The 25,700-nt window shown below is 69.3% G+C and carries 27 protein-coding genes and 3 tRNA genes; 17 read left to right on the top strand and 13 right to left on the bottom strand.

All coding sequences use genetic code 11. From position 1 onward, the window contains the following. Window positions 1-3 precede the first annotated feature (3 nt). From ACK5NO_RS03660 to rdgB, 5 genes are all read left to right on the top strand, one after another. Window positions 4-696 (top strand): DUF2017 family protein, encoded by a 693-nt coding sequence (locus ACK5NO_RS03660; protein WP_416811310.1) that lies wholly within the window; start codon window positions 4-6, stop codon window positions 694-696. After that, window positions 689-1,489, top strand: coding sequence for a glutamate racemase (gene murI / locus ACK5NO_RS03655; RefSeq protein ID WP_416811309.1), 801 nt, complete (start codon window positions 689-691; stop codon window positions 1,487-1,489). The genes ACK5NO_RS03660 and murI overlap by 8 nt, the downstream gene beginning before the upstream one ends. Continuing rightward, on the top strand, window positions 1,486-2,256 hold the full coding sequence (locus ACK5NO_RS03650; RefSeq protein ID WP_416811308.1) for an MBL fold metallo-hydrolase: 771 nt from the start codon (window positions 1,486-1,488) through the stop codon (window positions 2,254-2,256). The genes murI and ACK5NO_RS03650 overlap by 4 nt, the downstream gene beginning before the upstream one ends. A 139-nt stretch (window positions 2,257-2,395) precedes the next feature. Next, window positions 2,396-3,130, top strand: a complete 735-nt coding sequence (rph, locus tag ACK5NO_RS03645) for a ribonuclease PH (protein ID WP_416811307.1) — start codon at window positions 2,396-2,398, stop codon at window positions 3,128-3,130. A gap of 3 nt (window positions 3,131-3,133) precedes the next feature. Continuing rightward, the gene (gene rdgB, locus ACK5NO_RS03640) at window positions 3,134-3,742 is read left to right on the top strand and encodes an RdgB/HAM1 family non-canonical purine NTP pyrophosphatase (protein WP_416811306.1); all 609 of its coding nucleotides are present in this window, start codon (window positions 3,134-3,136) and stop codon (window positions 3,740-3,742) included. Window positions 3,743-3,821: 79 nt separating this feature from the next. Here rdgB and ACK5NO_RS03635 read toward each other — a convergent pair whose 3' ends face one another. Then, window positions 3,822-4,364 carry a DUF4916 domain-containing protein gene (locus ACK5NO_RS03635; RefSeq protein ID WP_416811305.1) on the bottom strand — a complete coding sequence of 181 codons (543 nt, stop codon included), beginning with the start codon at window positions 4,362-4,364 and terminating at the stop codon, window positions 3,822-3,824. A gap of 130 nt (window positions 4,365-4,494) precedes the next feature. Here ACK5NO_RS03635 and trxA point away from each other — a divergent pair, with 130 nt between their 5' ends. Next, window positions 4,495-4,875: a thioredoxin gene (gene trxA, locus ACK5NO_RS03630; protein WP_416811304.1), complete on the top strand. Its 381-nt coding sequence runs from the start codon at window positions 4,495-4,497 to the stop codon at window positions 4,873-4,875. A gap of 76 nt (window positions 4,876-4,951) precedes the next feature. Here the strand turns inward: trxA and ACK5NO_RS03625 are convergent, their stop codons facing one another. From ACK5NO_RS03625 to bcp, 4 genes are all read right to left on the bottom strand, one after another. Beyond that, a complete protein-coding gene (locus ACK5NO_RS03625; protein WP_416811303.1) occupies window positions 4,952-5,992 on the bottom strand; it encodes a permease prefix domain 1-containing protein in 1,041 nt (346 codons plus the stop codon). Beyond that, complete coding sequence (locus ACK5NO_RS03620; RefSeq protein ID WP_416811302.1) at window positions 5,989-6,333, bottom strand: PadR family transcriptional regulator; 345 nt, start codon at window positions 6,331-6,333, stop codon at window positions 5,989-5,991. Before ACK5NO_RS03620 ends, ACK5NO_RS03625 begins: the two co-directional genes overlap by 4 nt. 171 nt (window positions 6,334-6,504) lie before the next feature. Further along, window positions 6,505-6,586 (bottom strand) — tRNA-Leu (locus ACK5NO_RS03615). Between the two features lie 59 nt (window positions 6,587-6,645). Beyond that, a complete protein-coding gene (gene bcp / locus ACK5NO_RS03610) occupies window positions 6,646-7,116 on the bottom strand; it encodes a thioredoxin-dependent thiol peroxidase (RefSeq protein WP_416811301.1) in 471 nt (156 codons plus the stop codon). A 101-nt stretch (window positions 7,117-7,217) separates the two neighbouring features. On the opposite strand from bcp, the gene ACK5NO_RS03605 reads away from it, so the two are divergent. After that, window positions 7,218-11,195, top strand: coding sequence for an SCO7613 C-terminal domain-containing membrane protein (locus ACK5NO_RS03605; protein ID WP_416811300.1), 3,978 nt, complete (start codon window positions 7,218-7,220; stop codon window positions 11,193-11,195). Window positions 11,196-11,273: 78 nt separating this feature from the next. Further along, window positions 11,274-11,346 (top strand) — tRNA-Lys (locus tag ACK5NO_RS03600). A gap of 160 nt (window positions 11,347-11,506) precedes the next feature. On the opposite strand, the gene ACK5NO_RS03595 is transcribed toward ACK5NO_RS03600, so the two are convergent. The 3 genes from ACK5NO_RS03595 to ACK5NO_RS03585 all read right to left on the bottom strand — a co-directional run bounded on the left by ACK5NO_RS03595 (window position 11,507) and on the right by ACK5NO_RS03585 (window position 14,031). After that, window positions 11,507-12,514: a glycine betaine ABC transporter substrate-binding protein gene (locus ACK5NO_RS03595; RefSeq protein ID WP_416811299.1), complete on the bottom strand. Its 1,008-nt coding sequence runs from the start codon at window positions 12,512-12,514 to the stop codon at window positions 11,507-11,509. 111 nt (window positions 12,515-12,625) lie between these two features. After that, window positions 12,626-13,369, bottom strand: a complete 744-nt coding sequence (locus tag ACK5NO_RS03590) for an ABC transporter permease (RefSeq protein WP_416811298.1) — start codon at window positions 13,367-13,369, stop codon at window positions 12,626-12,628. Then, a complete protein-coding gene (locus ACK5NO_RS03585) occupies window positions 13,366-14,031 on the bottom strand; it encodes an ABC transporter permease (protein ID WP_416811297.1) in 666 nt (221 codons plus the stop codon). The genes ACK5NO_RS03590 and ACK5NO_RS03585 overlap by 4 nt, the downstream gene beginning before the upstream one ends. Window positions 14,032-14,084: 53 nt before the next feature. Here ACK5NO_RS03585 and ACK5NO_RS03580 point away from each other — a divergent pair, with 53 nt between their 5' ends. Then, complete coding sequence (locus ACK5NO_RS03580; RefSeq protein WP_416811296.1) at window positions 14,085-14,837, top strand: ABC transporter ATP-binding protein; 753 nt, start codon at window positions 14,085-14,087, stop codon at window positions 14,835-14,837. Here ACK5NO_RS03580 and ACK5NO_RS03575 read toward each other — a convergent pair. Next, window positions 14,834-15,658, bottom strand: a complete 825-nt coding sequence (locus ACK5NO_RS03575) for a DUF4126 domain-containing protein (protein ID WP_416811295.1) — start codon at window positions 15,656-15,658, stop codon at window positions 14,834-14,836. The genes ACK5NO_RS03580 and ACK5NO_RS03575 overlap by 4 nt on opposite strands. Window positions 15,659-15,830: 172 nt before the next feature. Between ACK5NO_RS03575 and ACK5NO_RS03570 the strand changes: the two genes are divergently transcribed. After that, entirely contained in the window at window positions 15,831-16,115 is a 285-nt protein-coding gene (locus tag ACK5NO_RS03570; protein ID WP_416811294.1) for a GlsB/YeaQ/YmgE family stress response membrane protein, read from the top strand. Between the two features lie 46 nt (window positions 16,116-16,161). Here ACK5NO_RS03570 and ACK5NO_RS03565 read toward each other — a convergent pair. Together ACK5NO_RS03565 and orn are read right to left on the bottom strand one after the other, a co-directional pair. Continuing rightward, a tRNA-His gene (locus ACK5NO_RS03565) sits at window positions 16,162-16,234 on the bottom strand. 67 nt (window positions 16,235-16,301) lie between these two features. After that, on the bottom strand, window positions 16,302-16,904 hold the full coding sequence (gene orn, locus ACK5NO_RS03560; protein ID WP_416811293.1) for an oligoribonuclease: 603 nt from the start codon (window positions 16,902-16,904) through the stop codon (window positions 16,302-16,304). 137 nt (window positions 16,905-17,041) lie between these two features. Between orn and ACK5NO_RS03555 the strand changes: the two genes are divergently transcribed. Genes ACK5NO_RS03555 through ACK5NO_RS03545 form a run of 3 tightly spaced genes read left to right on the top strand, consistent with a single transcriptional unit; the run spans window position 17,042 to window position 19,040 of the window. Next, window positions 17,042-17,398, top strand: coding sequence for a GntR family transcriptional regulator (locus tag ACK5NO_RS03555; protein WP_416811292.1), 357 nt, complete (start codon window positions 17,042-17,044; stop codon window positions 17,396-17,398). Then, window positions 17,395-18,282, top strand: coding sequence for an ABC transporter ATP-binding protein (locus ACK5NO_RS03550; RefSeq protein ID WP_416811291.1), 888 nt, complete (start codon window positions 17,395-17,397; stop codon window positions 18,280-18,282). The genes ACK5NO_RS03555 and ACK5NO_RS03550 overlap by 4 nt, the downstream gene beginning before the upstream one ends. Then, window positions 18,279-19,040, top strand: a complete 762-nt coding sequence (locus tag ACK5NO_RS03545; protein WP_416811290.1) for an ABC transporter permease — start codon at window positions 18,279-18,281, stop codon at window positions 19,038-19,040. The genes ACK5NO_RS03550 and ACK5NO_RS03545 overlap by 4 nt, the downstream gene beginning before the upstream one ends. Window positions 19,041-19,119: 79 nt before the next feature. Here the strand turns inward: ACK5NO_RS03545 and ACK5NO_RS03540 are convergent, their stop codons facing one another. Continuing rightward, window positions 19,120-19,587 (bottom strand): hypothetical protein, encoded by a 468-nt coding sequence (locus tag ACK5NO_RS03540; RefSeq protein ID WP_416811289.1) that lies wholly within the window; start codon window positions 19,585-19,587, stop codon window positions 19,120-19,122. Window positions 19,588-19,732: 145 nt separating this feature from the next. Between ACK5NO_RS03540 and ACK5NO_RS03535 the strand changes: the two genes are divergently transcribed. Genes ACK5NO_RS03535 through ACK5NO_RS03525 form a run of 3 tightly spaced genes read left to right on the top strand, consistent with a single transcriptional unit; the run spans window position 19,733 to window position 23,170 of the window. After that, window positions 19,733-20,263, top strand: coding sequence for a PadR family transcriptional regulator (locus ACK5NO_RS03535; protein ID WP_416811288.1), 531 nt, complete (start codon window positions 19,733-19,735; stop codon window positions 20,261-20,263). Next, window positions 20,256-20,960 (top strand): ABC transporter ATP-binding protein, encoded by a 705-nt coding sequence (locus tag ACK5NO_RS03530; protein ID WP_416811287.1) that lies wholly within the window; start codon window positions 20,256-20,258, stop codon window positions 20,958-20,960. The genes ACK5NO_RS03535 and ACK5NO_RS03530 overlap by 8 nt, the downstream gene beginning before the upstream one ends. Then, window positions 20,957-23,170, top strand: coding sequence for an FtsX-like permease family protein (locus ACK5NO_RS03525; protein ID WP_416811286.1), 2,214 nt, complete (start codon window positions 20,957-20,959; stop codon window positions 23,168-23,170). Before ACK5NO_RS03530 ends, ACK5NO_RS03525 begins: the two co-directional genes overlap by 4 nt. A gap of 12 nt (window positions 23,171-23,182) precedes the next feature. Here the strand turns inward: ACK5NO_RS03525 and ACK5NO_RS03520 are convergent, their stop codons facing one another. Further along, the gene (locus ACK5NO_RS03520; RefSeq protein ID WP_416811285.1) at window positions 23,183-24,271 is read right to left on the bottom strand and encodes an NADH:flavin oxidoreductase/NADH oxidase; all 1,089 of its coding nucleotides are present in this window, start codon (window positions 24,269-24,271) and stop codon (window positions 23,183-23,185) included. Window positions 24,272-24,654: 383 nt separating this feature from the next. On the opposite strand from ACK5NO_RS03520, the gene ACK5NO_RS03515 reads away from it, so the two are divergent. Next, window positions 24,655-25,647 carry an ABC transporter substrate-binding protein gene (locus ACK5NO_RS03515; protein WP_416811284.1) on the top strand — a complete coding sequence of 331 codons (993 nt, stop codon included), beginning with the start codon at window positions 24,655-24,657 and terminating at the stop codon, window positions 25,645-25,647. The last annotated feature ends 53 nt before the right edge of the window (window positions 25,648-25,700 follow it).

The following is a 25,700-nucleotide window of genomic DNA, read 5'->3' as shown; positions in this document are numbered from 1 at the left end:
CGCGTGAGGGCATTTGAGCTGAGCGACGGCCTGGCCGTCGCCGAACTGGACTCAGAGGAACGCGCCGTCATGGCGCGCATCGTGGCCGACGTCGCCATGCTGCTGGGCGCCGAGAACTTCGCGGACTCCGAGGGCCTGAGCAGGGCCGATGCGGGGGTTGGCTCGGGCGCGCACGTGCGCCCCGATGACCCCGATGACATCCTGCGCAGGCTCAGCGGCGCCGAGGATTCGATCGCCGAGCCCGACGATCCGGCGGTGCTGCGCCTGCTGCCGAGCGCCTCTCGGGACGAGGCCGACGTGGCCGATGAGTTCCGCCGCCTCACCGAGGGCGACCTGCGCGACCTCAAGATTTCCCGCCTGCGCGCGATGTGGGCACAGCTGCGCGAGGTGGGCCCGCAGTGGCCCATCCCCGTGGCCGAGGCGATGTCGACCGCCGCCGCGCTGACGGACCTGCGCCTGGTGCTGGGGGCGCGACTGCGCCTGGACTCCGACGAAGCCGCTGACCGACTGCACGAGGAGATCGACCTGGCCACCCACGCGCTGGCCACCGACGATGACAACACTCTGGGGGTGGACCCCGAGCGGGTGTGGCTCGGGATGCTCTACCAAGCGCTGAGCTGGCTGCAAGAGTCGATCGTGCAGTGCGCGATCGAGGCGGCCGGCGTGGCCCACGATGAGGAGGATCAGGATGAGTGACGCGCCCATTGGTGTGTTCGATTCGGGAGTGGGTGGCCTGACAGTCGCCCGCGCCATCATGGATCAGCTTCCCCACGAGTCCATTCACTACGTGGGCGACACCAAGTACGGGCCGTACGGGCCGCTGTCCATCTCCGAGGTGCGCAGCCATGCGCTCGACATCATGGATGCGCTGGTCGAGGACGGCGTGAAGATGTTGGTCATCGCGTGCAATACGGCCTCCGCGGCGGTGCTGCGCGACGCGCGCGAGCGCTTCTCGCGTGAGCGGGGCGTGCCGGTGGTCGAGGTGATCGTCCCCGCGGTGCGCCGTGCGGCGTCGCTGACCAAGTCCGGGCGGGTAGGCGTCATCGGCACCGCAGCGACCATCACGTCCGGTGCCTACGACGATGCGCTCGCCGCCGCCCCCGACATCACCGTGACCTCGCAGGCCTGCCCCCGGTTTGTCGAGTTGGTGGAGGCCGGCATCACCTCCGGCCCCGAAGTCATAGAGGTGGCCCGCGAGTACCTGGCACCCTTGCAGAACGCGCAGGTCGATACGCTCATTCTGGGCTGCACTCACTACCCGATGCTTAAGGGCGCGATCGGCTACGTCATGGGCCCCGACGTCACGCTCGTTGATTCCGCCACCGAGACGGCGATCGACGTGTACCGCGCGCTCACGGCCTCCGGCCTCGAGAGCCCAGCCGATGCGCGCGCTGAGCACCGCTTCTTTGCCACCGGGGAACGGGGTAGGTTCGAGGGGCTTGCCCAGCGCTTCTTGGGGCCGGTGGTGACCGAGGTCGCCGCGCTGTGAGCACCACGCTGACCATCGTGGGTTGTGCGGGCTCGACGGCGGGCCCCGACTCAGCGTGCTCGTCCTACCTGGTGAGCCATACGGACACGGCCGGTCGCACCTGGCGGCTGGTGCTCGACCTGGGCTCCGGGGCGATTGGCCCGCTCCAGCGCTACTGCGAACCGGTGGGGCTCGACGCAGTGTTGGTGTCACACGGACACCCCGACCACTGCGCGGACCTGGGCGCCCTCGACGTGCTGCGTCGCTACGGCCCTGGGCGCGACGTGGACCTGCCGCTGATCCCGCTGCTGGGACCCGAGGGGCTTGACAGGCGCATCGGTCAGATCAGTGGAGACCTCGATGACAGGGGGGCGGAGACGTTCGACTTCCGCCCGTTGGCTCACGGAGACGTCACGCGGATCGGACCGTTCGTGATCGAGGCCGCGCGGGCGTTTCACCCGGTGCCTGCGCTTGCGTATCTGGTGACGGTCGGGCAGTCCTCGCTGCTGTACACGGGGGATACCGCGCGGTGTGCCGAGGTCGATGCGCTCGCGGCCCGCGCGCACACGATCCTTGGCGAGGCCGGCTGGGCCCACCGTGAGATCAACCCGCCCGGCGTGCACCTCAACGGTGACGAGTTGGGCCAGATGGCCGCGCAAGCAGGGGTGTCATCGCTCGTCGTGACCCACGTCGCATCGTGGGTGGACCCCGCGCCCACCCTCGCGCAGGTGCAGCGCCACGTACCAGGTGCCGTCCTCGCCCGCCCCGGTGACGTGATCGCGCTCTGAGCCGGAGCATCGGCCGGGCGCGACGGGTGCGCCGTCGTCACTCACCCGTCCCGGGTTCGCGTAGACCTGGCCCACCTGGGGCCTCGCGGTGCGCGCTACGCGTAGACCAGGGCCATCCGCGCGCCGTTAGGCTCGACCCATGAGTGAGATCACCCGCGCCGACGGCCGCACCCCTGACCAGCTTCGTCCCGTGTCCTTCGAGCGCCACTGGCTCGACAACGCGGAGGGCTCGTGCCTGGTGACCTTCGGCGGCACCAAGGTGCTGTGCGCGGCGTCCTTCACCGAGGGCGTGCCGCGCTGGAAGAAGGGTTCAGGCGAGGGCTGGGTGACCGCCGAGTACGCCATGCTGCCGCGCAGCACCAACACCCGCAACGACCGTGAATCCGTGCGGGGCAAGATCGGCGGCCGTACCCACGAGATCAGCCGCCTGATCGGCCGCTCGCTGCGCGCGATCATCGACGTGAAGGCGCTCGGGGAGAACACGATCGTGCTCGACTGCGACGTGCTCCAGGCCGACGGAGGCACGCGCACCGCCGCCATTACCGGCGCCTACGTCGCGCTCGCCGACGCGATCGCGTGGGGCAAGGCCAATGGAGCCATCAAGCCGACCGCCACGCCGCTGACCGGCTCGGTGTCCGCCATCTCCGTGGGCATCATCGACGGCACCCCCATGCTGGACCTTCCCTACGTCGAGGACGTGCGCGCCGAGACTGATATGAACGTGGTGATGACCGGCGCCGGCGGCTTTGTCGAGGTGCAGGGCACGGCCGAGGGTGCACCGTTCTCCAAGGACGAGCTCGACAAGCTGCTCGCGCTCGCGGCCGACGGCAACGCCGAGCTGGCCCGCCTGCAGGCCGCCGCCCTGGAGGCCTGAACCGTGGCCCGCCTCGCGATCGCGACCCGCAACGCCCACAAGGTCGACGAGATCTGGGCCATCCTCGAGTCGCTCCTGCCGCACCTGCACCGTGATGAGGTCGCGTCCGCGCTGGACCTCGACGCTCCGTCGCCCGTCGAGGACGGCGTCACCTTCGAGGCCAACGCCCTGATCAAGGCCCGGGAGCTCGCGGCATCGACGGGGCTACCCGCGCTCGCGGACGACTCGGGCATCGCGGTGGACGTGCTCGGCGGCTCGCCGGGAGTGTTCTCGGCACGCTGGGCGGGCGCACACGGCGGCGACGCGGCCAACCTCGCCCTGCTGCTCGACCAGCTCGGCGACGTGCCGGACGAGCATCGCGGCGCGGCGTTCGTGTGCGCGGCCGCGCTCGTCACCCCCGACGGGCGCGAGTTCGTCGAGGTGGGCCGCATGCCCGGTCGCGTGGTGCGCGAGTCACGCGGGGCAGGCGGCTTTGGCTACGACCCGATCTTTGTTCCCGACGGATACGACGTCACCACGGCTGAGCTGTCGCCGGAGGACAAGAACGCGATCTCTCACCGCGGAGCGGCCTTCCGCGCCATGGCGCCGCACGTCGCGGCGGTGCTGACCTAGGGCAGCGGTGCTTGGCTCAGAGGCGAGGGGCGGGCCACACCCGGCCCGTGCATCGGCCGTGTGACACCCGCGGAGGGACTTAGTTCAGCACCCCGCAGTGCGCGAGGGCCTGGCGCAGGATCACGTCCTGGCCGCCCATCATGTCCTGCGCGACCTCGTCGCTCGCGGCCTCCTCGGGGCTCACCCACACGATGTCCAGCGCGTTCTGGCTGGGCTCGCAGTCACCATCGACCGGCACGATGAAGGACAAAGCCACGGCGTGCTGACGCGAGTCGTGCAGCGGCCCAAACCCTTCGGTGGGGAAGTACTCCGCGATCGCGAAGGGAGTGGGAGACAGGGGGATCCGGGGAAGGGCCACCGGCCCGAGGTCCTTCTCGAGGTTGCGGATCAGGGCGTCCCTGATGCGCTCGTGGTAGAGCACCCGCCCGGCGACCAAAGCCCGCGCAATCGCGTCGTCGTCCGCACGCAGCAGCAGGCCGATCTCGGTGACCTCGCCCCGCGCATCGATGCGCACAGGAACCGCGTTCACGTACAGGATGGGTAGTTCGCTGCGCACGTGCTTCAGTTCACGATCGCTGAGCCAGCCGGTGGGCTCGGGGGGCAACTCCGCCATGTCGGTCATGGTTCCTTTTTACCGCCGCCGGGCGCGCTGGTCAGGACGCGCGCCGAAGCATGGCAGGGTGGAGCGGAATAGCCCCGCAGGGGACCGCGTTATGCGAGCACGGGGAAGCGACACGAAGAAGGGAATCCCCATGGCTACTGTTGATCTGACACTTGACACTTTTGAAGACATTGTGACGAAGGAAGGCATCGTTCTCGTTGACTTCTGGGCGGAGTGGTGTGGACCGTGCAAGCGGTTCGGCCCCATCTTTGACCAGTCGTCCGAGAACCACCCCGACGTGGTCCACGCCAAGGTGGACACCGAGGCCAACCAGGACCTCGCGGGCCAGTTCGGGATCACCGCGATCCCCACGCTGATGGCCTTCCGCGATGGCATCATGGTGTACAACCGCGCTGGCGCGATGGCCGGCCCCGACCTGCAGAGCCTTGTGACTGCCGTCGAGGGTCTGGACATGGACGAGGTGCGCAAGCAGGTGGCGGAGCACAGCGCCTCGGAGCACGCCGAGGGTTAGTCCCGCACCGGCCTAGATGTGACGAGAGCCCGGAGCCCCTCAGGGGGCTGCCGGGCTCTCGTGCGTCGAGCCCTGCTCAGCCGCGGGAGTTGCGGTAGCCAGCGAGCGCGCTGATGCCGCCAGCGATGGCGCCGAACAACACCGCGCCGATGGGCCACACGATCCACGAGATGTGCCACGCGTTGCCGATGAAGCTCCACGCGAGGAAGCCCGCGGTGAGCAGCGGCCAGTAGAACGCTGCGATGACGCCGATGAGGTTGGAGCCGTCGTCCTCGTCGTCCTCGTCTTGGTCCTCGCCGGCGTTGAGCTTGTCCGCGACGGTGCTTGCCCAGGTGGTCGGCAGGAAGATGCCGAGACCCCCGGCGACCATGGCAAGCGTCAACGCCACGCCGAGTGTGCTCCAGAACTCGCCGTAGGCGGTTCCTTCCGTCGGGATCGACAGCGCGAGGATGGGGGTAACGGCGAGGATCCACATGGTGATCGCGACCTGGAGGGCACGAGTCCTCTTGCGCTCGTGCGCAGCGACAAGGGCGTCCGCCCACGCCGTGACCTCGGGGGAGATGGAGAACTCGCCCTCATTGATCTTGCGCAGCGCTGCGGTGTTCCAGGGGGCGCTGATGCACAGGAGCACTCCTGCGGCGACAAAGACGAGAATCGTGAGGACGCCGAGCAATTCCACGGCGCCCTCAGACCACGCCAGCAGGCCTACCTCCTGGGCCTCGGAGGCCACCATGATGGTCACGGGAGACAGGATGAACAGCGCCACCGCCACCGTCACGCGCCGCGTGCTGCGGCGCTGGGCCTGCGCAAAGTCCTGGGCATCGCCCAAGGTGAGCGGGGGAAGGGCGGGGGTACGGCGGGCGGGGGCGGCGCTCGACCCAGCCGGCGCATCGGCCGTGATGACGGACGTGATGCCGAGCGCGGGCGCCACCTCCTCGAGGTTGCCAAAGTCGCGGATCACCTGGCCCACGGCCTCGTTCTCCGTGTGGCCCTGAGCGATGAGCGACGTGTAGGCGTCCTCCATCATCCCTCGTAGCTCGGTCTTGGCCTCGCTCATCTGGGGGGTCGTGGGGTAGGCGCTGAACATGGTGTCCAGGTAGGCGATGATGACGTTCACGACGTGCCTCCTTCGGCATTCTCATCGACGAATCGGTCCACAAGGGACTTGGTGGCGCGCCACTCCTGCGCCTTGAGGCTCAGGTGCTCAAGCCCCGGCTCGGTGATGCGGTAGTACGTTCGCGGCTTGCCCGAGGGGGAGGTGCCGGGGAAGGCGTCGACGAGCCCGCCGGCCTCGAGCCGTTTCACGGCCGAGTACAGGGTGGTCTGCTTGATCGAGTACTCGTCTCCCGCCATCGCGCCGATGCGCTGGGCAAGTTCGTAGGCATAGGACGGCCCTGGGCGCAGCAGGGACAGGACCATGAGGTCCACGTAGCCCCTGATGGCGTCCGCACTGATCACTGCTGCTCCTCGAGTGGCGTGGCACGGCGTGTGTGCCGATGCCCTGCGACGCATACTACGTCTGAGATAGTACGTGTGTCCAGAGCGAGTTGCGGTGCGGAGATCGCCCCGGGTCCAGGCGCAAGCGAAAGGCCCTGCCCCGGTGATCCGGGGCAGGGCCTTTGCGTCGCGTGCGCGAGGGGGGACTTGAACCCCCACGCCCGAAGACACTGGAACCTAAATCCAGCGCGTCTGCCAATTCCGCCACTCGCGCGCGGTGACCAGGATACTGGGGCGCGGCGGCGTTGACGTCAGGCGAACCTCGCTTGAGCGTTAGTTGATGCCGAGTTCGCGGCGCAGGCGGGCGACGTGGCCGGTGGCCTTCACGTTGTGCAGCGCGAGCGCGACGTTGCCGTCCTCATCGACCACGACGGTCGAGCGGATCGAGCCCTCGATGATCTTGCCGTAGTTGTTCTTCTCGCCCCAGGCGCCGTAGGCCTGCTGGATCGCGAGGTCCTGATCCGACACGAGCGTGTAGGTCAGGCCCTCCGCCTCGCGGAACTGCGCGAGCTTCTCCGGGGAGTCCTTGGAGATGCCCACGACCTCGTAGCCCGCGGACTGGAGAGCTCCGAGCGAGTCGCGGAAGTCGCATGCCTGCGTGGTGCAGCCGGGAGTCATCGCGGCGGGGTAGAAGTACAGGATCACCTTCTTGCCGCGCAGGCTCGACAGGGTGAACGTGCCGGAATCAGTGGGGGCGGTGAAATCGGGCGCGGCGGCGCCAACGGTGAGGGTGGTGGAGGTCATCGGACAAGGCTACGCGAGTTTTCCACAGGTCCGTTGTGCCTGGTCGGCCGGGGCAGTAGCCTTCGATCGAGCCAATCGGACGTAGGGGGTACGCGGTGGGTGTGAGTGGTTCGACATGCCTGGTATGCGGTGAGAGTCTGGCGGCGCGCACGTGCCCCACATGCGGCGTCGACACGCTGGGGTCGCACTACCGGGCCATCCGCGACGCTGACGCGGCCATCGCCCAGTACGACCGGCAGTGGCAACAGCTGTACGCCGCCCGTGAGCAATGGGTCGACTATCGCGCTCGCGCGGTGGACGCCGCGAGAGCTGCCTACGCAGCGCCGGTGGCCGCGCGGGCCGCGGCCCCTGCCGCCGTCGCTGCCGCCGTCGCTGCTCCGACCGTCCCCGATAGCGCCGATGCACGCGCGGGCTCGGGCGCAACGCTCGCCACCGATGCGGATGGCGACTTCTTCTTGCCGATGCAGTCGCAGGCTCGGGTGCAGGCGGCGCCTCCTGCGGCGGCGCGCCTAGCATCATCCCGCGGTGTCCCCGAGGCGCCCTCGGCGGAAATGGGTGCGCTCAAGCGGCTGACCCCGCCCGCCTTGCTCGGCATCGGAGGAGCGGCGCTGCTGATTGTCGCGGCGATCGTGTATGTCGCAGTCACATGGGAGACCCTCCACCCACTCGTCCAGGCGGGCACGGTGGCCGGGCTCGCGGCAGGCGTGGGGGTGCTCGGATGGTGGCTGAGCAAACGTGACTTGGTGGTGACCGCCGGTGCCGTGGGCGTGGTGGCCATGGCGTTCGCGGGCGTCGCGGTCGTTGCCCTCGATAGGGACTTTGCGACGATGGGTGCCTTTGGGCCACCCGCGGCCCTGGGGGTCGTGACGGCCGCGGGTATGGGGCTAGCGGCGGCAGGGCTGCGATGGACCAAGGCCGTGTCCGCGGCGACCCTCGTGGTGGCCGCGACCTGGTGTGCGGTCGCCGCCCCGGTGGAGCTCGTGCCCGTGGGCGGTGAGCCCGCCCTGACGTTTGCGCTCGCGGCCACCGTGATGGCGGCGGTGCTGGCGGTCATCGTGTCGCGTGGTCTGTTCGCCGGTGCGAGTGTCAGGCTCATCCGGGTGTCCGCCGTGGTTCTCGCGTGTGCGGCACAGGTCGCCGCCGCGACCCCGGTCCACGGCTTGTGGCCCGTCGCGATCGGAGCCGTCCCGCTGGCCTTCTTGGTGGCGCTGGTGTGGGTGTGGCCGCGCCCGGCAGGACTCGCGGTCTCCGGCGCCGGTGCCCTGTGGCTAGGGTCGAGCGCCGCGATCGTCGCTCAGGCCATCGCTGGCGCATCGGCCTCGCTTGAACACCCTGCCACTGCTAAGTGGGGATGGGCGAGCACCGGTGTTGCGGTCGCGGCGCTCGTCGTGGTGGTCGTGGGGGCGCGCGCCGATGAGAGCCGCCGTCGCTGGCTTGGGTGGGGACTGGCGGTGCCCGCGACGGTGATCATCGCAGTCGCGGGAGTCCTGGTGTTCGCCCTGGCGGGGGCCTTGCTCCCTCCGTCGCAGGTGCAAGAGCCGTGGGAGCCGTCGCTCGGGGCGGCCTGTGCGGTCGCCGTCGCCGCAGCCGGTGCCATGCTCGCGCAGGGCTGGCGTGTGCCCTCGCGGGGGCGCGAGGCCCTCGCGACGCATGCTGCGGTCGCGCTCCTCATCGCGATCCCGGCGGCAATGCTCGCGCTCACCCCAGGGCGCATCGGTGCGGCTTACCCCATGCCAATGGCCCTCAGCGCGCTCGCCGCGGGGCTGATTCTGGTGGCGATCGCCCTGGTCGAGCGGCTGCCGCTTGCCACGGACGTGGTGCGTGTAGGCGGTTGGGTCTGGGTCTGCCTGGGCGGTCTCCTCGCCGCCACCGCCATCGACGCCAGCCCGGCGTGGGCACTGCCCGCCGTGGCGGTCGCGCTCACGGCCCTCGCGGTCGGTGCGGTGCGCTACCCCGCCATCACGGTGGGCCCAGGGGCCCTGCTCCTGACCGTGGCGGCCGGCTTTGGGGCCCACGCATGTGGGGCAGATGCGCACTGGGCCTGGGTTGTCGCGGCCGGTATCGCCGTCGCTGGTTTGGGCAGTCTCCAGCGCGCACCGCTCACGTGGCACTTGCCGGGGGTCGCGGGAGTGGTGCCCGCCGTCCTGGGAGCAGTCGGTATCGCGTTCCTCGGTGCCGGAGCTGCGGTCCCCTTGATCTTGGGCGCTACGGACGTGTCATGGTCGTGGAGCGCGGCGTCGGCGGCGGCGTGCGCGCTGGTCGCCGTCGCCATGCTGCTGATCCGTCGACTGGTGCGGGAGCGGTGGTGGCCCACTGCGGTGGAGGCCGTCGGGGCGATGGCCGCGACCATGGCTGCGCTGGTGCCGCTCGCGGTGCTCGTGGGCACCTATGTGCTCGTGCCTGGAGCAGGCGAGGGTGCACGGATCATCGCGGCCCATGCAGCATCGGGCCTGGCGGGCCTGGTGGTGCTGTTCGTGGCCGGGCTCCTTCCTGGCGGCCTGCGAGACCGCTCCCGGGTGCGGGTGGGTCTACGGTGGGCCGTCGCAGGCTGGCTTACGGTGCTCGCCGCCTCGCTGGCGGCCCGCCTCGCCTGGAGTGACGTTCCCGTCGCCGCGACTGCGCTCGCGCTGGTGGCCATCGGAGCGGCCGCGCTCGGCGCCGCGCGGTGGTGGCCCGTGCTGTCTGCGGTGCCCGCAAGCCTGGCGCTCATCTCCGTCGCGGGCGCGTTGCCCCTCGCCTTGGGAGCCGAGACCATGGCGGCCGCGGCCTGTGCCGCCATCGCGCTGAGCGTTGCGACGTGGTTCGCGGTGTCAGCCTCGCGGCGGGGCAGGGTGGGCCGGGCGGTAGCCGTGGCGGTGGTGGCTGGCGCCCTGCCCGCCTTCGCCGCTGTGGTGAGCGCGCTGACCATGGTTCTCGCTCAGCTCGTCGCGCAGTGGGCCGCGCTTGCCGGGGGCGGGGGTGTCGCTGTCACCCCATGGCAGCACGTGGTGATCGCGGCGGCCGTCGCGGCGGGTGCGCTCGCGTGGCCGCAGGTGCGTGAGCGCGGACTGCCTGCCGTGGCCGCCTGGGCGGGGCTCACGTGCGCGGGGGCGCTCCCGGTTCCGGTTGCCTGGATAGTGCCGCTCGCGCTGGGTGTCATCGTGGTCGTGGGTGCGCAGCTCCGTGGCCGGCGTGCCGCACGCACCGTCGCCCTGGTAGGCACGGCACTCATCGCCAGCGCTTTCCCGTGGGCACTGGGCTCGTGGGTGGCCTTCGGTGTGTGTAGTGCGGTGCTGGGCGCCGTCCTGACGTGGCAGGCCGCGACGTCGGACAGGCGCACGGCATTGGCCGAACTCGTCGCGGGGGCGTGCTTCGCGGGGCTTGGGGCCGGGCTTGCTGTGGGCCTGGGGTGGGGGGCCTCCGAGGCTGGTGCCGTCGCTGGTGCCGCCGTGGGCCTTGCCTTGGCTCTCGCACCGTGGCTGGCGCGCCGCGACCCTGAAGTCTCGGCGCGGTTCGGTCTGGTGATCGCCGCAACAGCTGTGCCCGCACCGTGGGCGGGATCGCTGTGGGGAGCAGGCATCGTGCTGCTCCTGTGCGCTGCGGCGTGGTGGCAACTGGGCGTGGTCGGTGCGCGATCGCTGCGCTGGGTCGCGGGAGCCGTCGGATCCATCGGAGTGGGGCTGCTCCTGGCGAGTGCCCACGTCGAGGTGATCGAGGCCTACGTGGCCGTGCCCGCCGTCATCGCGCTCACGGCCGGAGCGCGCGCCCTGCGAGCCCGCTCCGAGCTGTCCTCGGTAGCGGCGCTGACGCCCGGCCTCGCGATCGCTCTGACGCCCACCGTGGTGTTGCTTGCCGTGGCCCCTGATCATCTGGCACGAGCACTGGCGCTTACCGCCGCGGTCGCGGCGCTCGCCGTCGCGGGCGTCCTGCTGCGATGGGTTGCCCCCATCGGAGCGGCGTCCATCACGGCTGTGGCGCTCGCGCTCACGCAGGTGGCGGCGAGCGACGCCTTGGTACCGCGATGGGTGGCCTTTGCCATCGTTGGCACCACGTTGATCGTGCTCGCGGCGACCTATGAGAAGGTCCGTCAAATGCGCTGAGCGGCCCTCGTCGGACCCGATTTCACATCACGGCCAGGCCCTGCTAAAGTTGTCTCTCGCACCGCACAGCGGGGCCATGCACCTCTAGCTCAATTGGCAGAGCAACTGACTCTTAATCAGTGGGTTCTGGGTTCGAGTCCCAGGGGGTGTACTGCGAAGAAAGGCCGTCCGAGAGGGCGGCCTTTCTGCTTTCTGCCAGCGCTCGCTTGACGGGTGTTCGCTCTACGGAAGTCCGCGACGGCGCCTGAGCCAGCACGCGCATCGGCCCGGCCCCCTGGAGAGGCAAGCCGGGCCGATGTGAGGCGGGCGGGTTACTCGGTCGCGAGCGCGCCGTCGGAACTGAAGACGAGGCCCACGGCCACCTCGCCAGAGGTGAGCGCGGTCTTGGTGAGCGGGCCGCCAGCGTCGAGCGAGCGGAACTCGTTGACGGTCAGGCCGTAGGTCTCCTCAAGACCGGGCTGGCAGAAGGGGCGCTCGGGGCACTCGGGCGGTCCGCCGAGGACCACTCCGGAGCACGACTCTGCGAGTTCGGACAGGGTCGTCACGCCATAGGCGTCGATGAAGCCCTGGGTGACGGCGAAGGCGTTCTGGTCCTGCGCATCGGCTGGCGAACCCACCACGAGCCCGGCCTCCTGTGCGAGCGGCTCGAGTGCCGCGTAGGTCTCGGTGATGTCTCCGGAGGCGACGGCATTGGCGACGTCGCCCTCGAGGAACTCCGCGAAGGTCGCGGCGTACTCGGGGACGATGTCGATTTCGCCGCTCTTGAGTGCGGGTAGGTAGGTTTCGCGGTTGCCGATCTCGCGCACCTCGGTGTCGTAGCCGGCCTCGTCGAGCACGTCCGCGTAGATCTCCGCGAGCGTGATGTTCTCCGAGAAGTTGGCGGCGCCGATTGTCAGGGGGCCGCTGCCGGTCTCCTGGATGGTGATGCCGGACTGGTCGACCCATTCCTCGGCGACCTCCTCGGACGTGCGCCGGTCGATGTCGACGGCCTTGTTGAGGCTGATGAGGGTCTCGGTGTCGAGGACCGCGGAGACAGCGTCGAGGGCCGCGATCACGTCGTCGCTTGCGGCGTCGGCATTGAGGGCCGGGACGATGTTGTCGGAGGCCTGCAGCATCTGGTCGTCTTCCAGCACCACCAGTTGGTCGCCGGGGACGGGCAGGCAGTTCTGGGCGCCCGCGCCAGAGGTGGCGCCCGTGGTCGAGGTCGTCGTGTCGGTGGGGTCACCGGAGCCTGGGGTGGCGGGATCGGATCCGCTACAGCCGGCCAGTGCCAGGGTGGCGACGGCCATCGCCGCCAACGTTGCCTTGCGAGTGCGCATCGGTGCTCCTTGGGTCGAGGTCGACTGACGGGCAGGCCAACCATGCGAGGCCGGGCTTTCTTCCCGCTCCTACCCCCTCACCTTCCCGCCAAATGGATCCATTTTCATCTTCTACGAGGCGCCAGACGAGGAAAATGGATCCATTTGACGTAGGGGGGAGGGGGTGAGGGCACGCTGGATCGCGGCCATCCCAGCGTCCGTCACGAGCGCGAGGGCGCCCACAAGGATGGCCCCCGCGATGACTTCTCCATAGCGCTGGGTGGCAATGCCACGGTTGATGATGACGCCCAGACCGCCACCGGCGACGAGTGCGGCAAGCGGCACGGTTGCGACGGTCTGCACGGTCGCCGTGCGCAGGCCAGCAGCGATGAGCGGCACCGCGAGTGGCAACTCGACCCGGGTCGCCACCTGAAAGCGGGTGAGCCCTTGCCCAAGCGCCGCCTCGCGAATGTCGGGGTCCACCCCGGCCATGCCGGTGAAGGCGTTGGACAGGATGGGAGGGAAGGCGAAGATAGCCGCGGCCAGGATGACCGCCTGGTTGCCGATGCCGATCACCGATGCGGCGAACAGGGTGAGCAGCGCCAGCGTGGGGATCGCGCGGGTGAGGTTCGAGATGACCACGGTTGCCCCTGCACCCTTGCGGCGATGACCTAGCCACACCCCCAGGGGCAGGGCGAACACCAGCGCGATCGACACTGCCGCGAAGCTCATCCACAGGTGCTCAAGGGTGAGGCCGATGATTGAGTCTTGCGCGAAGCGCCAGCCGCCGTCGAAGGTGGGTGTGGTGATGCCGTTCGCACCGGTCCAACTGGCGGGGTCGGTGAGGTAGGCCCACGCATCGCTCAACGCGCTCATGCGGCGACCCTGCCCCTCGTCCAGGGCGTCGCGAGGCGTCCCGCGAGCACCAGGAGCAGGTCAAGCACCAGCGCGAGTGCAAGGCACAGCAGCGTCGCCGTCATGATCTGGGCTCGGTAGTTCGACTGCAGGCCGCGGAACATGAGCTGCCCGAGCCCGCCGTAGCCCACGACAACGCCCACCGTGACGAGCGCGACGGTACTGACCGCGGCAATGCGCAGGCCGGAGATGATCGAGGGCAGCGCGTTGGGTAGTTCGACCTGAAGCAGCAGCCGGGTGGGGGAGTAGCCCAGCCCGCGGGCGGCGTCGGTCACGTCGCGATCAACGCCTTGCAGGCCCACCACGGTATTGCGCACGAGCACGAGCAGCGCGTACGCGACCAGCCCGATGAGCACTGTCGTGCGGCCGATGCCCGTGTAGGGCGCGAGCAGGCCGAACAGCGCGAACGACGGGATCGTGTACAGCACCCCGGTGACGCCGAGGATGGGCCCAGCGAGCACAGGGACGCGGCGTGCGACCAGCGATAGCGGGAAGGCGATGGCGACCGCGATCGCGAGGGCCTGCAAGGTGAGCGACGTATGGATGACCAGTTGGTCCGCGATCTCTTCCCAGTTGCGCGTGACGTAGTCCCAGGAAAACCATGGGTTGGCGGGGACGTCCACGGGATCGACGCTAGCAGGCCGTGCCTGAGGCCAGGGCAGGATACGGTGACGGGATGGACCACGCCGGGATTGTCTTCGAGCACGTGCGCAAGCAATACCCCGATGGCACTGTCGCGGTGGGCGACCTCAGCCTCACGGTGATGCCAGGCGAGATCCTGTGCCTGGTGGGACCCTCCGGTTGTGGCAAGTCCACGACGCTGCGCATGGTCAACCGGCTGGTCGAGCCCACGTCCGGCACCATCACCGTCGGTGGGGCCGATGTGCTGGCTCAGCAAGCGGTCCAGTTGCGCCGGTCGATCGGTTACGTCATCCAGCACGTGGGGCTGTTCCCTCACCGTACGGTCGAGCAGAACGTCGCGACCGTGCCGGGCCTGCTCGGCTGGGACAAGGCCCGGACCCGCGCACGCGTGCGGGAGCTGCTCGACCTCGTGGGGCTACCTCACGCCCGCTACGGTGGCCGCTATCCCCACGAGCTGTCGGGTGGCGAGCGCCAGCGCGTGGGAGTCGCACGGGCGCTCGCGACTGAGCCGCCCGTCATGCTCATGGATGAGCCGTTCGGCGCGGTGGACCCTCAGCGACGGCGCAACCTCCAGCAGGAGTTCCGTTCGCTCCAGCGAGACCTGGGCACCACCGTGATGATGGTGACTCACGACATTCGCGAGGCGGTCATCCTCGCCGACCGCATCGCGGTGTTCTCCGAGGGTGGGGTGCTCGAGCAGCTCGGCACTCCCGATCAGGTCACGAGCGAGCCCGCAAACGCCTTTGTCGAGGACTTCCTCGCCGACTTTGGCGCGCTGAGCGACTAGGACTTGCGGGAGTCCTCGGCGGAGTCGTCCGGGCTCGACGCTGACGGCCAGGACGACGACGTCCATGACGACGGCGGCACTGACTCAGCAGCGATGCCCGTGGCAGGGGTCACAGCCGAGTCGGCGCTCTGGCGATTGCGGGTCAGGCGACCGGGCTCGCGCCACTTGGAACGCCACCAGGCCACCATGCCGCCTTCGGCCTCTTGCGCCTCGCGTTCGAGGCGCTCCTCGGCCTGACGTATTTCGCGGTGACGGCGGCGACGGCGCCCGGTCGTGACGATCCGGTAGACGGCGACGCCGATGAAGATGAAGACGAAGATGACGAGCACGGGGATGAAGATCGCGACCAGGCAGAGTGCCACCGCAATCGCGTCTTCCGCGAACGACGCCAACGGCGCGCCGGTTCCTCCCGTGGTGGCGTTCACGGCGGGCCGCGACGCGGCCTTGGACACGTGGGTGGCGAGCGCGAGCACCGCGCCGATCAGGCCGCCGATGAGTGGGTTGTCTTGCCAGAATGACGACGAGTCGACGACGGTGGCCGCCGCGGTCGCGGCGAAGATCACGCCGCCGACCAGCGGGCGCACGAGGGTCTGGATCAGATCGTTGACGTGGTCGACCCCGGGGATCTTGTCGAGGATGAGTTCGGCGGTCAGCAGCAGCAGCGAGATGATGATCGCGGGCCACGACTGGAGCCACTCGAGGTGTGCGGGCAGGTCGATGAACTCGGTGAACCGTGCAAACAGCCCGACGATCACCAGCGGAATGAAGGCGTTGAGCCCCGCCGCCGCCGACAGTCCCGCACCCGTGAGCGCTGCGAGCATCCGGTCCTCCGTTCGTGTGGTCGCGCGGCACGGCGCCACTGCAACCGCTCAACGATAGCCGTCGGTGCCCGGCGCGGGGTATTCCGCCTGGTCACGGCGCGCATCGGGCGCGGCCGCGACGTAGCCTGGCTCGAGGGGCTGCGTGCGCGGTCTCGGGCAGGGAGGCACGGTCATGGGTTTTTGGGATTTCGTGGGACTCGCGTTCGCCGGGCTCATCGTAGGCGCGGTGGCGCGGCTGTTTCTAAAGGGCCGCCAGGACATCGGGATGTGCGTGACGGTGCTGCTGGGCATGGCGGGCTCGCTCGCGGGCGGCTGGATTTGGCGTGAGGTGTTCGACGGCGATGACACGTGGGGCGTGGACTGGATCGCCTTCTTCATCGGCGTTGCCGTCGCGGCCGGCCTGATTGCCCTGGTCGTGGCCATCAAGGGCGGGCAAAAGAGAAGGGGCCCATCCTGACGAATCAGGATGAGCCCCTCGCGTCCGTCTAAACGGACAGCACACGGGTGGCTAACGGGACTTGAACCCGCGACCCTCGCGACCACAACGCGATGCTCTACCACCTGAGCTATAGCCACCATTGGCCCGTCGGAACGAGCCGTCATGAATCATACCGTGTCCCGGGCGTTGCCAGGAACCCGGGTGTCAGACGGTGTCGGTGACGGAGGTCGCGGCGGCCTTTGCGGCGTCGGAGTCGGGGCCCGGCAGGGGTACCAGGACGGTCTCACGGTAGTAGCGCAGTTCGCGGATCGAGTCCTGAATGTCGCCCAGGGCGCGGTGGCCTCCGGTCTTGGCGGGAGCGTTGAAGAACACCCGCGGGTACCAGCGACGGACGAGCTCCTTGATCGAGCTGACGTCGACCACGCGGTAGTGCAGGTGGGCCATCAGCTCCGGCATGTCGCGCTCGAGGAAGCGCCGGTCCATGCCCACGGTGTTGCCCGCGAGGGGGGCCTTGCCCGCCGCGGGGACGTGCTCACGCACGTAGGCGAGCACCTGTTCCTGGGCGTCGGCCATGGTGGTGCCAGAGGCGAGCTCCGGAAGGAGCCCGGACTCGACGTGCATGCCGCGCACGAAGTCGTTCATCTGTGCGAGCGCCTCATCGGAGGGCTTGATGACCACCTGGACTCCGTCGCCGAGCACGTTGAGCTCCGTGTCGGTGACCAGGCAGGCCACCTCGATGAGCGCATCGTTGTCGGTGTCCAGGCCCGTCATCTCGCAGTCGATCCAGACCAGGGGAGTGTCAGCCATGGCCCCACTCTATTGCGCGCCTGTGACCTCGACGGCTCCGGAAGTCCCGGCGGCATGCGCCTCAGGGGTTGACGCGCCGCCGCGATGGCGGTTAGTTAGTTACTAGACCAACTAACCAACGAAGTGGAGCGTGACCGATGGACGACGGCCGGCCCCTGTTCCTCCAGATTGCCGATGCGCTGGAGGCCCAGATTCTCGACGGCACCCTGCCCGAGGAATCCCAGGTGCCATCGATTAACGAGCTCGCCGCCTTCCATCGCATCAACCCCGCTACGGCACTCAAAGGAGTCAATCTCTTGGTCGACGACGTGATCCTTTACAAGCGCCGCGGCATCGGCATGTTCGTCTCGCCCGGTGCACGCGAACGACTGCTCGCCGACAGGCGGGCCCAATTCGCCCAGTCCCACATCCGCCCCCTCGCGGAGCGTGCCCTGTCCCTAGGGCTCACCGCAGACCAAGTGCAGGACATGATCAGGAAGGAGATGGCGCCATGACAGCCATCGTCGAGGTCTCGGACCTCACTAAGCGGTTCGGCGACGTGACAGCCGTCGACAGTGCGACGTTCGCCCTTGAGGAGGGCGGCATCCACGGCCTGCTCGGCCGCAACGGGGCAGGCAAGACCACTCTCATGCAGCTCCTGACCGGCCAGGAGTTCGCCTCCTCCGGTTCCGTCAAGATCTTCGGTGAGACCCCGGTCGAGAACGCCGCCGCATTGCGACGCGTGTGCTTCATCAAGGAGTCGCAGGTCTACCCCGACGACTTCAAGGGCAAGCACGTGCTCAAGGCGGCGCCATGGTTCTTCGACAACTGGGACCAGGGCCTCGCGGACCGCCTTGTCGACCTCTTCGACGTCCCGCTCGAGCGGCGCATGAAGAAGATGTCGCGCGGCCAGCGCAGCGCGGTCGGCGTGATCGTGGGCCTGGCCTCCCGGGCAGAACTCACCTTCCTCGATGAGCCCTACGCCGGACTCGACGCGGTCGCCCGCCGCCGTTTTTACGACGTGCTGCTTGAGGATTACGCGCTCCACCAGCGCACCATCGTCATGTCGACGCACCTGATCGACGAGGCGGCCGACCTGCTCCAGCAGATCGTCGTCATCGACCACGGCAGGATCGTCATCAACGCCGACGCGGACGACCTGCGCGGCTCCGCGACCACCCTCGTGGGCAAGGCCAGCGACGTCGAGCGCTTTGCCATCGACCGGTCGGTCATCGACCGCACCACCCTCGGAGGTATCGCCTCCGTGACCATCGCGGGGCTGAGCTCGCACGAGCGGCGCGAAGCCGCATCGGCCGGGCTCGAGACCACCACGGTGTCCTTGCAGGAACTGATCGTGAGCCGCACCGGCGGCTCCCGTGAGGAAGGAGAAGCAGCATGACTGCCATGACCGCAGGCCCCGTCCACGCGACGGCGCCCCGCAGACTCGCCTCCATCAGCCGTCTGCACGTCGCCAACCCCATGCCCACGCTCGTGCTGCCGTGGCTCATCACGGCGGCCATCTTCGCGATCAACCTGGCGATCTGGCTCATGGTGGCCAACGCCGCCGGGGGCGTCGACAACCTCGAACCCGATGCCTTCGCCTACAACGGCGGGATCTCGTGGATCGTGTTCTTCATGACGGTCGTGGCCGTCCAGGCGATGAGCCTGACGTTCCGCTTCGCGTTGGGCTTCTCCGTCACCCGGCGGGACTACTACCTGGGCACGGCGATCTACTTTGTTGCCCTGGCGCTGATCTACTCGACCGGCATCGCCGCGTTCGCCGTCGTCGAGCGTGCCACCGACGGGTGGGGCCTGGGAGCAGCGTTCTTCGCACCCTGGGGTCTGGCAAGCAAGCCCATCGCGCTCGTGTGGCTCCTGTACTTCATGGCGCTACTGCTGTTCCTGTTCCTTGGTGCTGCCGTGGCGACCGTGTGGGTGCGGTGGGGTGCGTACGGCCTGTACGCGTTCTTCATTGGCCTGGCCTTCCTCCTTGTGGGAGGGGCCTGGCTCGTGACCGTCACCGACTCGTGGGGTGATGTGGGCCAGTTCTTCGTCACCACGCCGCTCGCGCAGCTCGCCTTGTGGACCGCGCCCGTGACGCTCGCGTGCGCCGTGCTTGGCTACGTCTTCCTGCGCCGCGCTACCGTACGCGGCTGACCCGGCCGCCCACGCAGAAGGGCCGATGCGCACTCAGGTGAGTGCGCATCGGCCCTTCTCGCCGGGGAAAGTCGGGGGCTCAGGCGCCTTCGGGGGCCACCACCACGGTGAGGAAGCCGGAGTCGCCGCCGGGCTGTGCGGCCCAGGCGACGTCGACCACGTGGGTGCCGTCGCTGTAGCGCTCGCCGCCGACGGCGTCGGAGACGGACACGGAGTTGTCCTCGACAAAGCCGGCGTCGGTCAGGGCCGCGACGTAGTCGGTCATCTCGAGCGAGGAGCCGGAGGCGGCGACGGTCCAGCCGGTGCCGGTGACGGCCGCCGCGGCGAGTTCGCCTTCGGGGGCGGGCACGGTGGCGGGCCAGTCGGCGGGCAGGTTCGCGCCGTCGCCAAAGTTCACGGAGACGTCGCCCCCGGTCGCGTCTTCGACGGCCTGCTGTGCCGCATCCTTGGCAATCTGGCCGACGGCGCCGCCGAGGTCCTCGGCCGAGCAGCCGGCAAGAAAAACGGCTGACAGGGCGGTTGTCGCGGCGGTGGCGGCCAGGCGCATGGGGACTCCTTTGGTTCGATGCGTGGTGGGAGAACGCGCGTGCCGGCGGGGAGGTTCCCGGGACCAGGGGGTCGGTGCTGACGGGGGAAAGATCGGGGCGTGCCCTGATAGACACTCGGGGTATACCTTGTGTTTATAGTTGCCCATGGATCGCTCACTTGCCCTTCTGGGGCTCATGTCATCCGGGCCTACCCACGGCTACGACCTCAAGGGTCGCTACGACGCCGTCTTTGGCGCCGCGAAGGCCATCGCGTATGGCCAGATCTACTCGACGCTGTCGCGCATGACGCGGGATGGGCTCATCGAGACGCTGGGCTCGGAGCCAGGCGCGGGGCCAGACCGCAAGCGCTACGCCGTCACTGAGTCGGGGCGCGAGCGCCTGGCACAGTGGCTGCGCGAGCCCGACCTTCCCTCACCAAACCTGCAAAGCAACCTCTTTGCCAAGACCGTCCTCGCGCTGCTGCTCGACGACGACGCCGACGCGCTGCTCGACATCCAGCGCACCTCCCACCTGGCGCGCATGCGGGCGCTGACTGCCGAGAAGGCAGGCGCGCCTTTGCTTGACCGCCTCGCGATCGACCACGCGTTGTTCCAACTAGAGGCGGACCTGCGCTGGATCGACCTGACGAGCGCACGCCTGTCCGAGATGCGTCAGGAGGTCAAGCGCCATGGCTGAGTCCGTCATTTCCGCCACCAGCATCACCAAGTCCTTTGGCGCGACCCGCGCGCTGCGCGGCATCGACCTGGACGTCGAGCGCGGCGAGGTGCTCGCCGTCATGGGGCCCTCCGGTTCCGGCAAGTCCACGCTCATCCACTGTCTCGCGGGCGTCCTCGCCCCGGACCAGGGCTCGGTGCGCATCGATGGCACCGAGGTCACGGCCCTGAGTGCCGATGCGCGGGCACAGTTTCGTTTGCACCACATTGGCTTTGTGTTCCAGTTTGGGCAGCTACTGCCCGACCTGACCGCCGCGGACAACGTTGCCCTCCCTCTGCTCATGAGTGGTGTGCGTCGGCGTGAGGCGCGCGCCCGAGCCCTGGACGGGTTGGACCGGCTCGGCGTGGGGCCGCAGGCGATGCAGACCCCCGGGGACATGTCGGGTGGTCAGGCTCAGCGCGTGGCGATCGCACGTGCGCTCGTCGCGCAGCCGCCCGTGTTGTTTGCCGACGAACCGACGGGCTCGCTCGACTCCGTCGCGGCAGAGCAGGTGCTGGGCGCGATGCTCGAGGTCGTGCGCGACAGCGGCACCACCGTGGTGCTCATCACCCACGATGCCCGTACCGCAGCGCATGCGGACCGCGAAGTGATCGTGCGTGATGGCGCGCTGAGCGGCGTGGGCTCTGTCGCCCACTCGGTCCCCGGACGCGCGCGATGAAGCCCGCGGCGGCGCGCTTGCTGCTCCTGAACGGCTCCCGCGCCTACGGCCGCCTGGCCGGGATTGTCGTGGGAGTCGCAGCGGGAACGGCGATGATGCTCATCCTGCTCGCGGCCTACCTGCATTTGCCTGAACGTGACGCGAGGGCGGCGTGGCTCACTCCAGATGGCTTCGAGGCACAGCTGGACGACGAGGGCAACGCCATGCCCCGAGCACGGGACGATGCAGCGATGATCGCCTCGCCGTGGGTGGACGTCTATGAAGGCCAAGCGATTGAGGTGCTGCGGGTCGCGGTCACCGACGACACGACCGTCGAGATGCCCGCAGGGCTCGCGGCCCCGCGTGACGGCGAGTTCTACGCGTCGCCCGCAGTGATCGAGTTGCTCGAGGCGGCGCCCGACGACCAACTCGCGGACCGCTGGGGCACCCTGGTGGGGCAGTTGCCGCCGTCGATGTTGCTTGGTGGCGACCAGTTGGCGGTGCTGGCAGGCGACAACTGGGAGTCGCTCGACGCCGTTCCCCAGTCGCACCTCCAAGAGCAGATGCGCTCCACAGGCGTCAACGCCACTGCGGTGACGTTCCGCATCGTGATCGCGATGGGCGCCATCGCGCTGCTCGTGCCCATCGTCCTGCTGATCTCGATCGTGGGGGGCCTGGGAGCGGCGCAGCGCCGCGAGCAGCTGTCAACGGTGAGGCTCATCGGTGCGGGCAGGCGCGCCGTGGCGGCGATGTCCGCAGCAGAGATGGCGGTAGCCACCGGCGTGGGTGCGCTGCTCGGGGTGGGCGCGGCGTGGGTGCTGCGCCCCGTCGCGGCCGCGCTGCAGGTCAACGGCGCGAGCCTGACCGTTGCCGACGTCTCCGCACCGTGGCCGTGGGCGGTAGCGACCGTGGTGGCGGTCACCGCCGTGGGGTCGGCCACCGCCTATTGGCGAGCCTTCCGCGACGACGTGGGAGCGCTCGGCGCCGCGCGGGAGCGCCCCGAGGCGCCCGTGACCGCGTGGCGTAGCGGGGCACTGCTGGCGGGTCTGGTCTTGTTCGCGGCGTCGGCCGCAGCGATTCGCTGGGTGGACAGCCTGGCGATGTTGGGCATGTTCGGCGTCATCGCAGGCTTCGCGTTGATCGCCTTTGGCATGGTGGCGATCGGTCCGTGGCTCACCCGGGTGACCAGCGTCGTGCTGGGCAGGCGCACCTCAAGCGCGGCAGGCGTGGTTGCTGCCGGTCGCCTCCAGCGCCATCCCCGGGCCACGTTCCGCTCCGTCGGCGGGCTCGTAGTGGCGGTCTTTGCCGCGAGCGTGTTCGCGGGCGGCTCGAGCGCTGTCACACTCGCCGGTACCCCTGCCGAGTTGCCGGGCCGCCTGGCACTTGGCACCCTCACCGTCGGAGTCGACGACGGCCGTGACCGCGCTGACCTCGCCCAGGCCGTGAGGGTCATCGAGGCAGTCGACGGTGTCACCGGGACCGTCGTAGCGTCCTGGCCGGCCGATCCGAACGACATACGGGTCGTGCTCACCGCCGATGACGCGCGCGCGATCGGAGCGGTGGATGTTCCCGACTCGGCCCTGGTGTCAGTGGACCTGTATTCGATGCGTTCGGATGCGCCGATCGTGGAGGACGAGGTGCCAGGGCAGGCGCGCGCCGTCGACGGCGCCGTGAGCGACCTTGAGGACCTCGAACCGGCCTATCTGCTGATCACCACCGACGGCTCTCAAGCGGCCATCGAACGGGCACGCACGGCCGCGCTCGTGTCGCTCGAGCCGTGGCAAGTGCCCGCCACCCGCGCAGACGTAGCCGCGCTCGGAGCCACGGTTCTCAACAGCGAACTGGCGGTGATGGCCTACATCGGCATGGCGATCGCCATTGCGATCTCCGCACTGGCGCTGTCGATTGCCGCCGTGTCCGCGATGCTTGACCGCAAGCGCACGTTCGGGCTCTTGCGCCTGAGCGGCATGCCCTTGGCGCACCTGCGCCGCACGGTCATCACCGAGGCCGCCGTCCCGCTCATCGCGACCGTCGCGCTCGCCGCGTCGCTGGGCATGGCCGTCGCGTGGGGCGTACTGGAATCGCTCAGCGACGACCTCACCTTGGGATGGCCGGACGGCCGCTACTGGGCCGCGCTCGCGGTAAGCCTGGCGGTGGCCGCCATCGGCATTGGCGCCACGTTGTCCACGGTGCGGCGCTCGACCGAGGTGGAGTCCACGCGCTTCGAGTAGCGCCGATGCGCCTCAGGGCCGGGCAGCGAACGTGCCCCGTGCGTACTGGAACGGCCAGTAGTCGATGTCGTGCCCAAGCTCGTGGGCCGCACGCAAGGCGAAGTGCGGGTCACGCAAGAACTCACGGCCGGCCATGACCGCATCTGCCTGGCCGCTCGCGACAACGTGTTCGGCGAGGTGGGGGTCCGTCACGAGGCCCACCGCGCAGGTGGGCACCTGGGCGCCCTCGCGGATGGCTGAGGCGAAGGGCACTTGATAGCCGGGGCCTACCGGAATGGTCGCGTCGGCCACATTGCCGCCGGTCGAGACATCGATCAGGTCGGCCCCGGCATCTCGCAGCCAGCGCGAGACCTCGACGGTCTGGTCGAGCGTCCAGCCCTCGGGCTCCTTCCAGTCGGTGGCCGACAGGCGCACCAGCAGCGGGACTCGGTCGCCGGCCACCGCGCGCACCTCCCGGACCACCTCAAGCAGCAGGCGGGCGCGACCGGCCAGATCGCCGCCGTACTCGTCGGTGCGGTCGTTGCTCAGCGGCGACAAGAACTCGTGGATCAGGTAGCCGTGGGCGCCGTGGACCTCGAGTACATCGAAGCCGGCCTCGAGCGCGCGGCGAGCGGCCGCGCCAAAGGCGGCCACCGCATCGGCGATCTGGGTGTGGGTCATGGCCAGTGGCTGGGCGAGCCCGGGAAAGGGCAGTGCCGACGGTCCCAGCGGGTCCCAGCCACCGTGCTCAGGGGCGACGGGGCCGTGCCCCTCGATGCCGCGGTGCGTCGAGGCCTTGCGGCCCGCGTGGGCGAGCTGAATGCCGGAGGCGGCGCCCTGTGCGCGGATGAAGTCGGTGATGCGGCGCCACGCTGCGACCTGCTGGTCGTTCCACAGGCCCGTGTCCCACGGGGAGATCCGTCCCTCGGGCACCACGGCAGTCGCCTCTGCCATCACCAGGCCTGCGCCGCCGCGCGCCATGCCGCCCAGGTTGACCAGATGCCAGTCCGTGGGGACGCCGTCGCGTTGCTCGACCGAGTACTGGCACATGGGCGCGACCCACAGGCGGTTGCGCAAGGTCACGCCGCGCAGGGTCAGCGGCTGAAATAGGGCAGGGGTCATGGGGGAGGCCTTCCGACGGTGAGGGGGTGCGTGCTGCGGCGGCGCAACAGCGTCTCGTGCGACCGTACCTCTTGCCGTGCGGCTGGGAGCGCGCTGGTGGGACATGAGGGTCACTTTTGGCGCGAAAGTGGCACTCATGTCCCACTGGGAGGTGTGGGGTGGCAGGTGCGCGTGTGAGTGCTCTCAAGGGACGGCCGTCATGCACCACCTGTCCCAGTTTGTGCGTAAGTGAGGGTTCACATCTGTTATCCAAACGTGATGCTGAGGCCTTGCGGGGCCCCCAAATGTGAGCGCTAATATGACGACACGGCCCGCGCTGCGGTGCCGAGGGAAACACCGCTAACCCGGCGACGAGGCCGGGCAGAACGAGGAGGTTCTGGAGCATGAACAAGCGTTTTCTGTCCACCATCGCGATCGCGGGAGCTGCCGCCCTGGCATTGACCGCGTGCTCGTCCGACTCGGACGCCGACCCTGGTGCCACCGGTGACGGGGGCTCCGGCGACACCATCACGGTCGGCTTCGCTCAGACCGGCGCCGAGTCCGGCTGGCGTGCCGCCAACACCGAGTCCATGGAGAACGCGTTCTCCGAGGCCAACGGCTTCGAGCTGATCTTCAACGCCGCGGACAACGACCCCGCAGCCCAGATCAGCGCCGTGCGCAACTTCATCAACCAGGGCGTCGACGCCATCGTCATCGCGCCCGTGGTCGAGGACGGTTGGGACGACGTGCTCGAGGAGGCCAAGGAGGCCGGCATCCCCGTGATCCTCGAGGACCGCACCGTGTCCGCTTCCGAGGACCTGTACGCCAGCTGGGTGGGACTGGACTTCCACGCCGAGGGCGTCAAGGCCGGCGAGTGGGCCGCTGAGCAGTACGGCGACACCGCCACCAAGATGGTCGTGCTCGAGGGCACCACCGGTTCGGCGCCCGCGAACGACCGCGCTGCCGGATTCGCGGAGGCCATCGAGGGCACCCAGATCGAGCAGATCGCCACGCAGACCGGTGACTTCACCCGCGACGGCGGCAAGTCGGTCATGGAGGGCTACATCGCCCAGTACGGCATCGACGGCATCGACCTGGTCTTCGCTCACAACGACGACATGGGTCTGGGCGCCATCGAGGCCATCGAGGCCGCTGGCGGCACCCCTGGTGAGGACATCAAGATCATCACCATCGACGCCGTCAAGGACGGCATGCAGGCGCTCGTCGACGGCAAGATCAACTACATCGTCGAGTGCAACCCGCTGCTGGGCGACAAGGCCGCCGAGCTCGTCAAGCAGGTCATCGCTGGCGAGAGCGTCGACAAGTCCTACTACGTCGAGGACCAGGCGTTCGACCAGGCCGCCGCGGCCGAGGTCATCGACACCCGTCCCTACTGAGTCCAGGCCCTAGCCTGACCTCAGCGGTTCATCCGCTCCGCCGAGGGGCCGGT

It is taken from the genome of Demequina sp. (assembly GCF_047975725.1).
Taxonomy (GTDB): Bacteria; Actinomycetota; Actinomycetes; order Actinomycetales; family Demequinaceae; genus Demequina.
The sequence above is the reverse complement of the archived record's forward strand: the minus strand, read 5'-3'. Positions and strand labels throughout refer to the sequence as shown.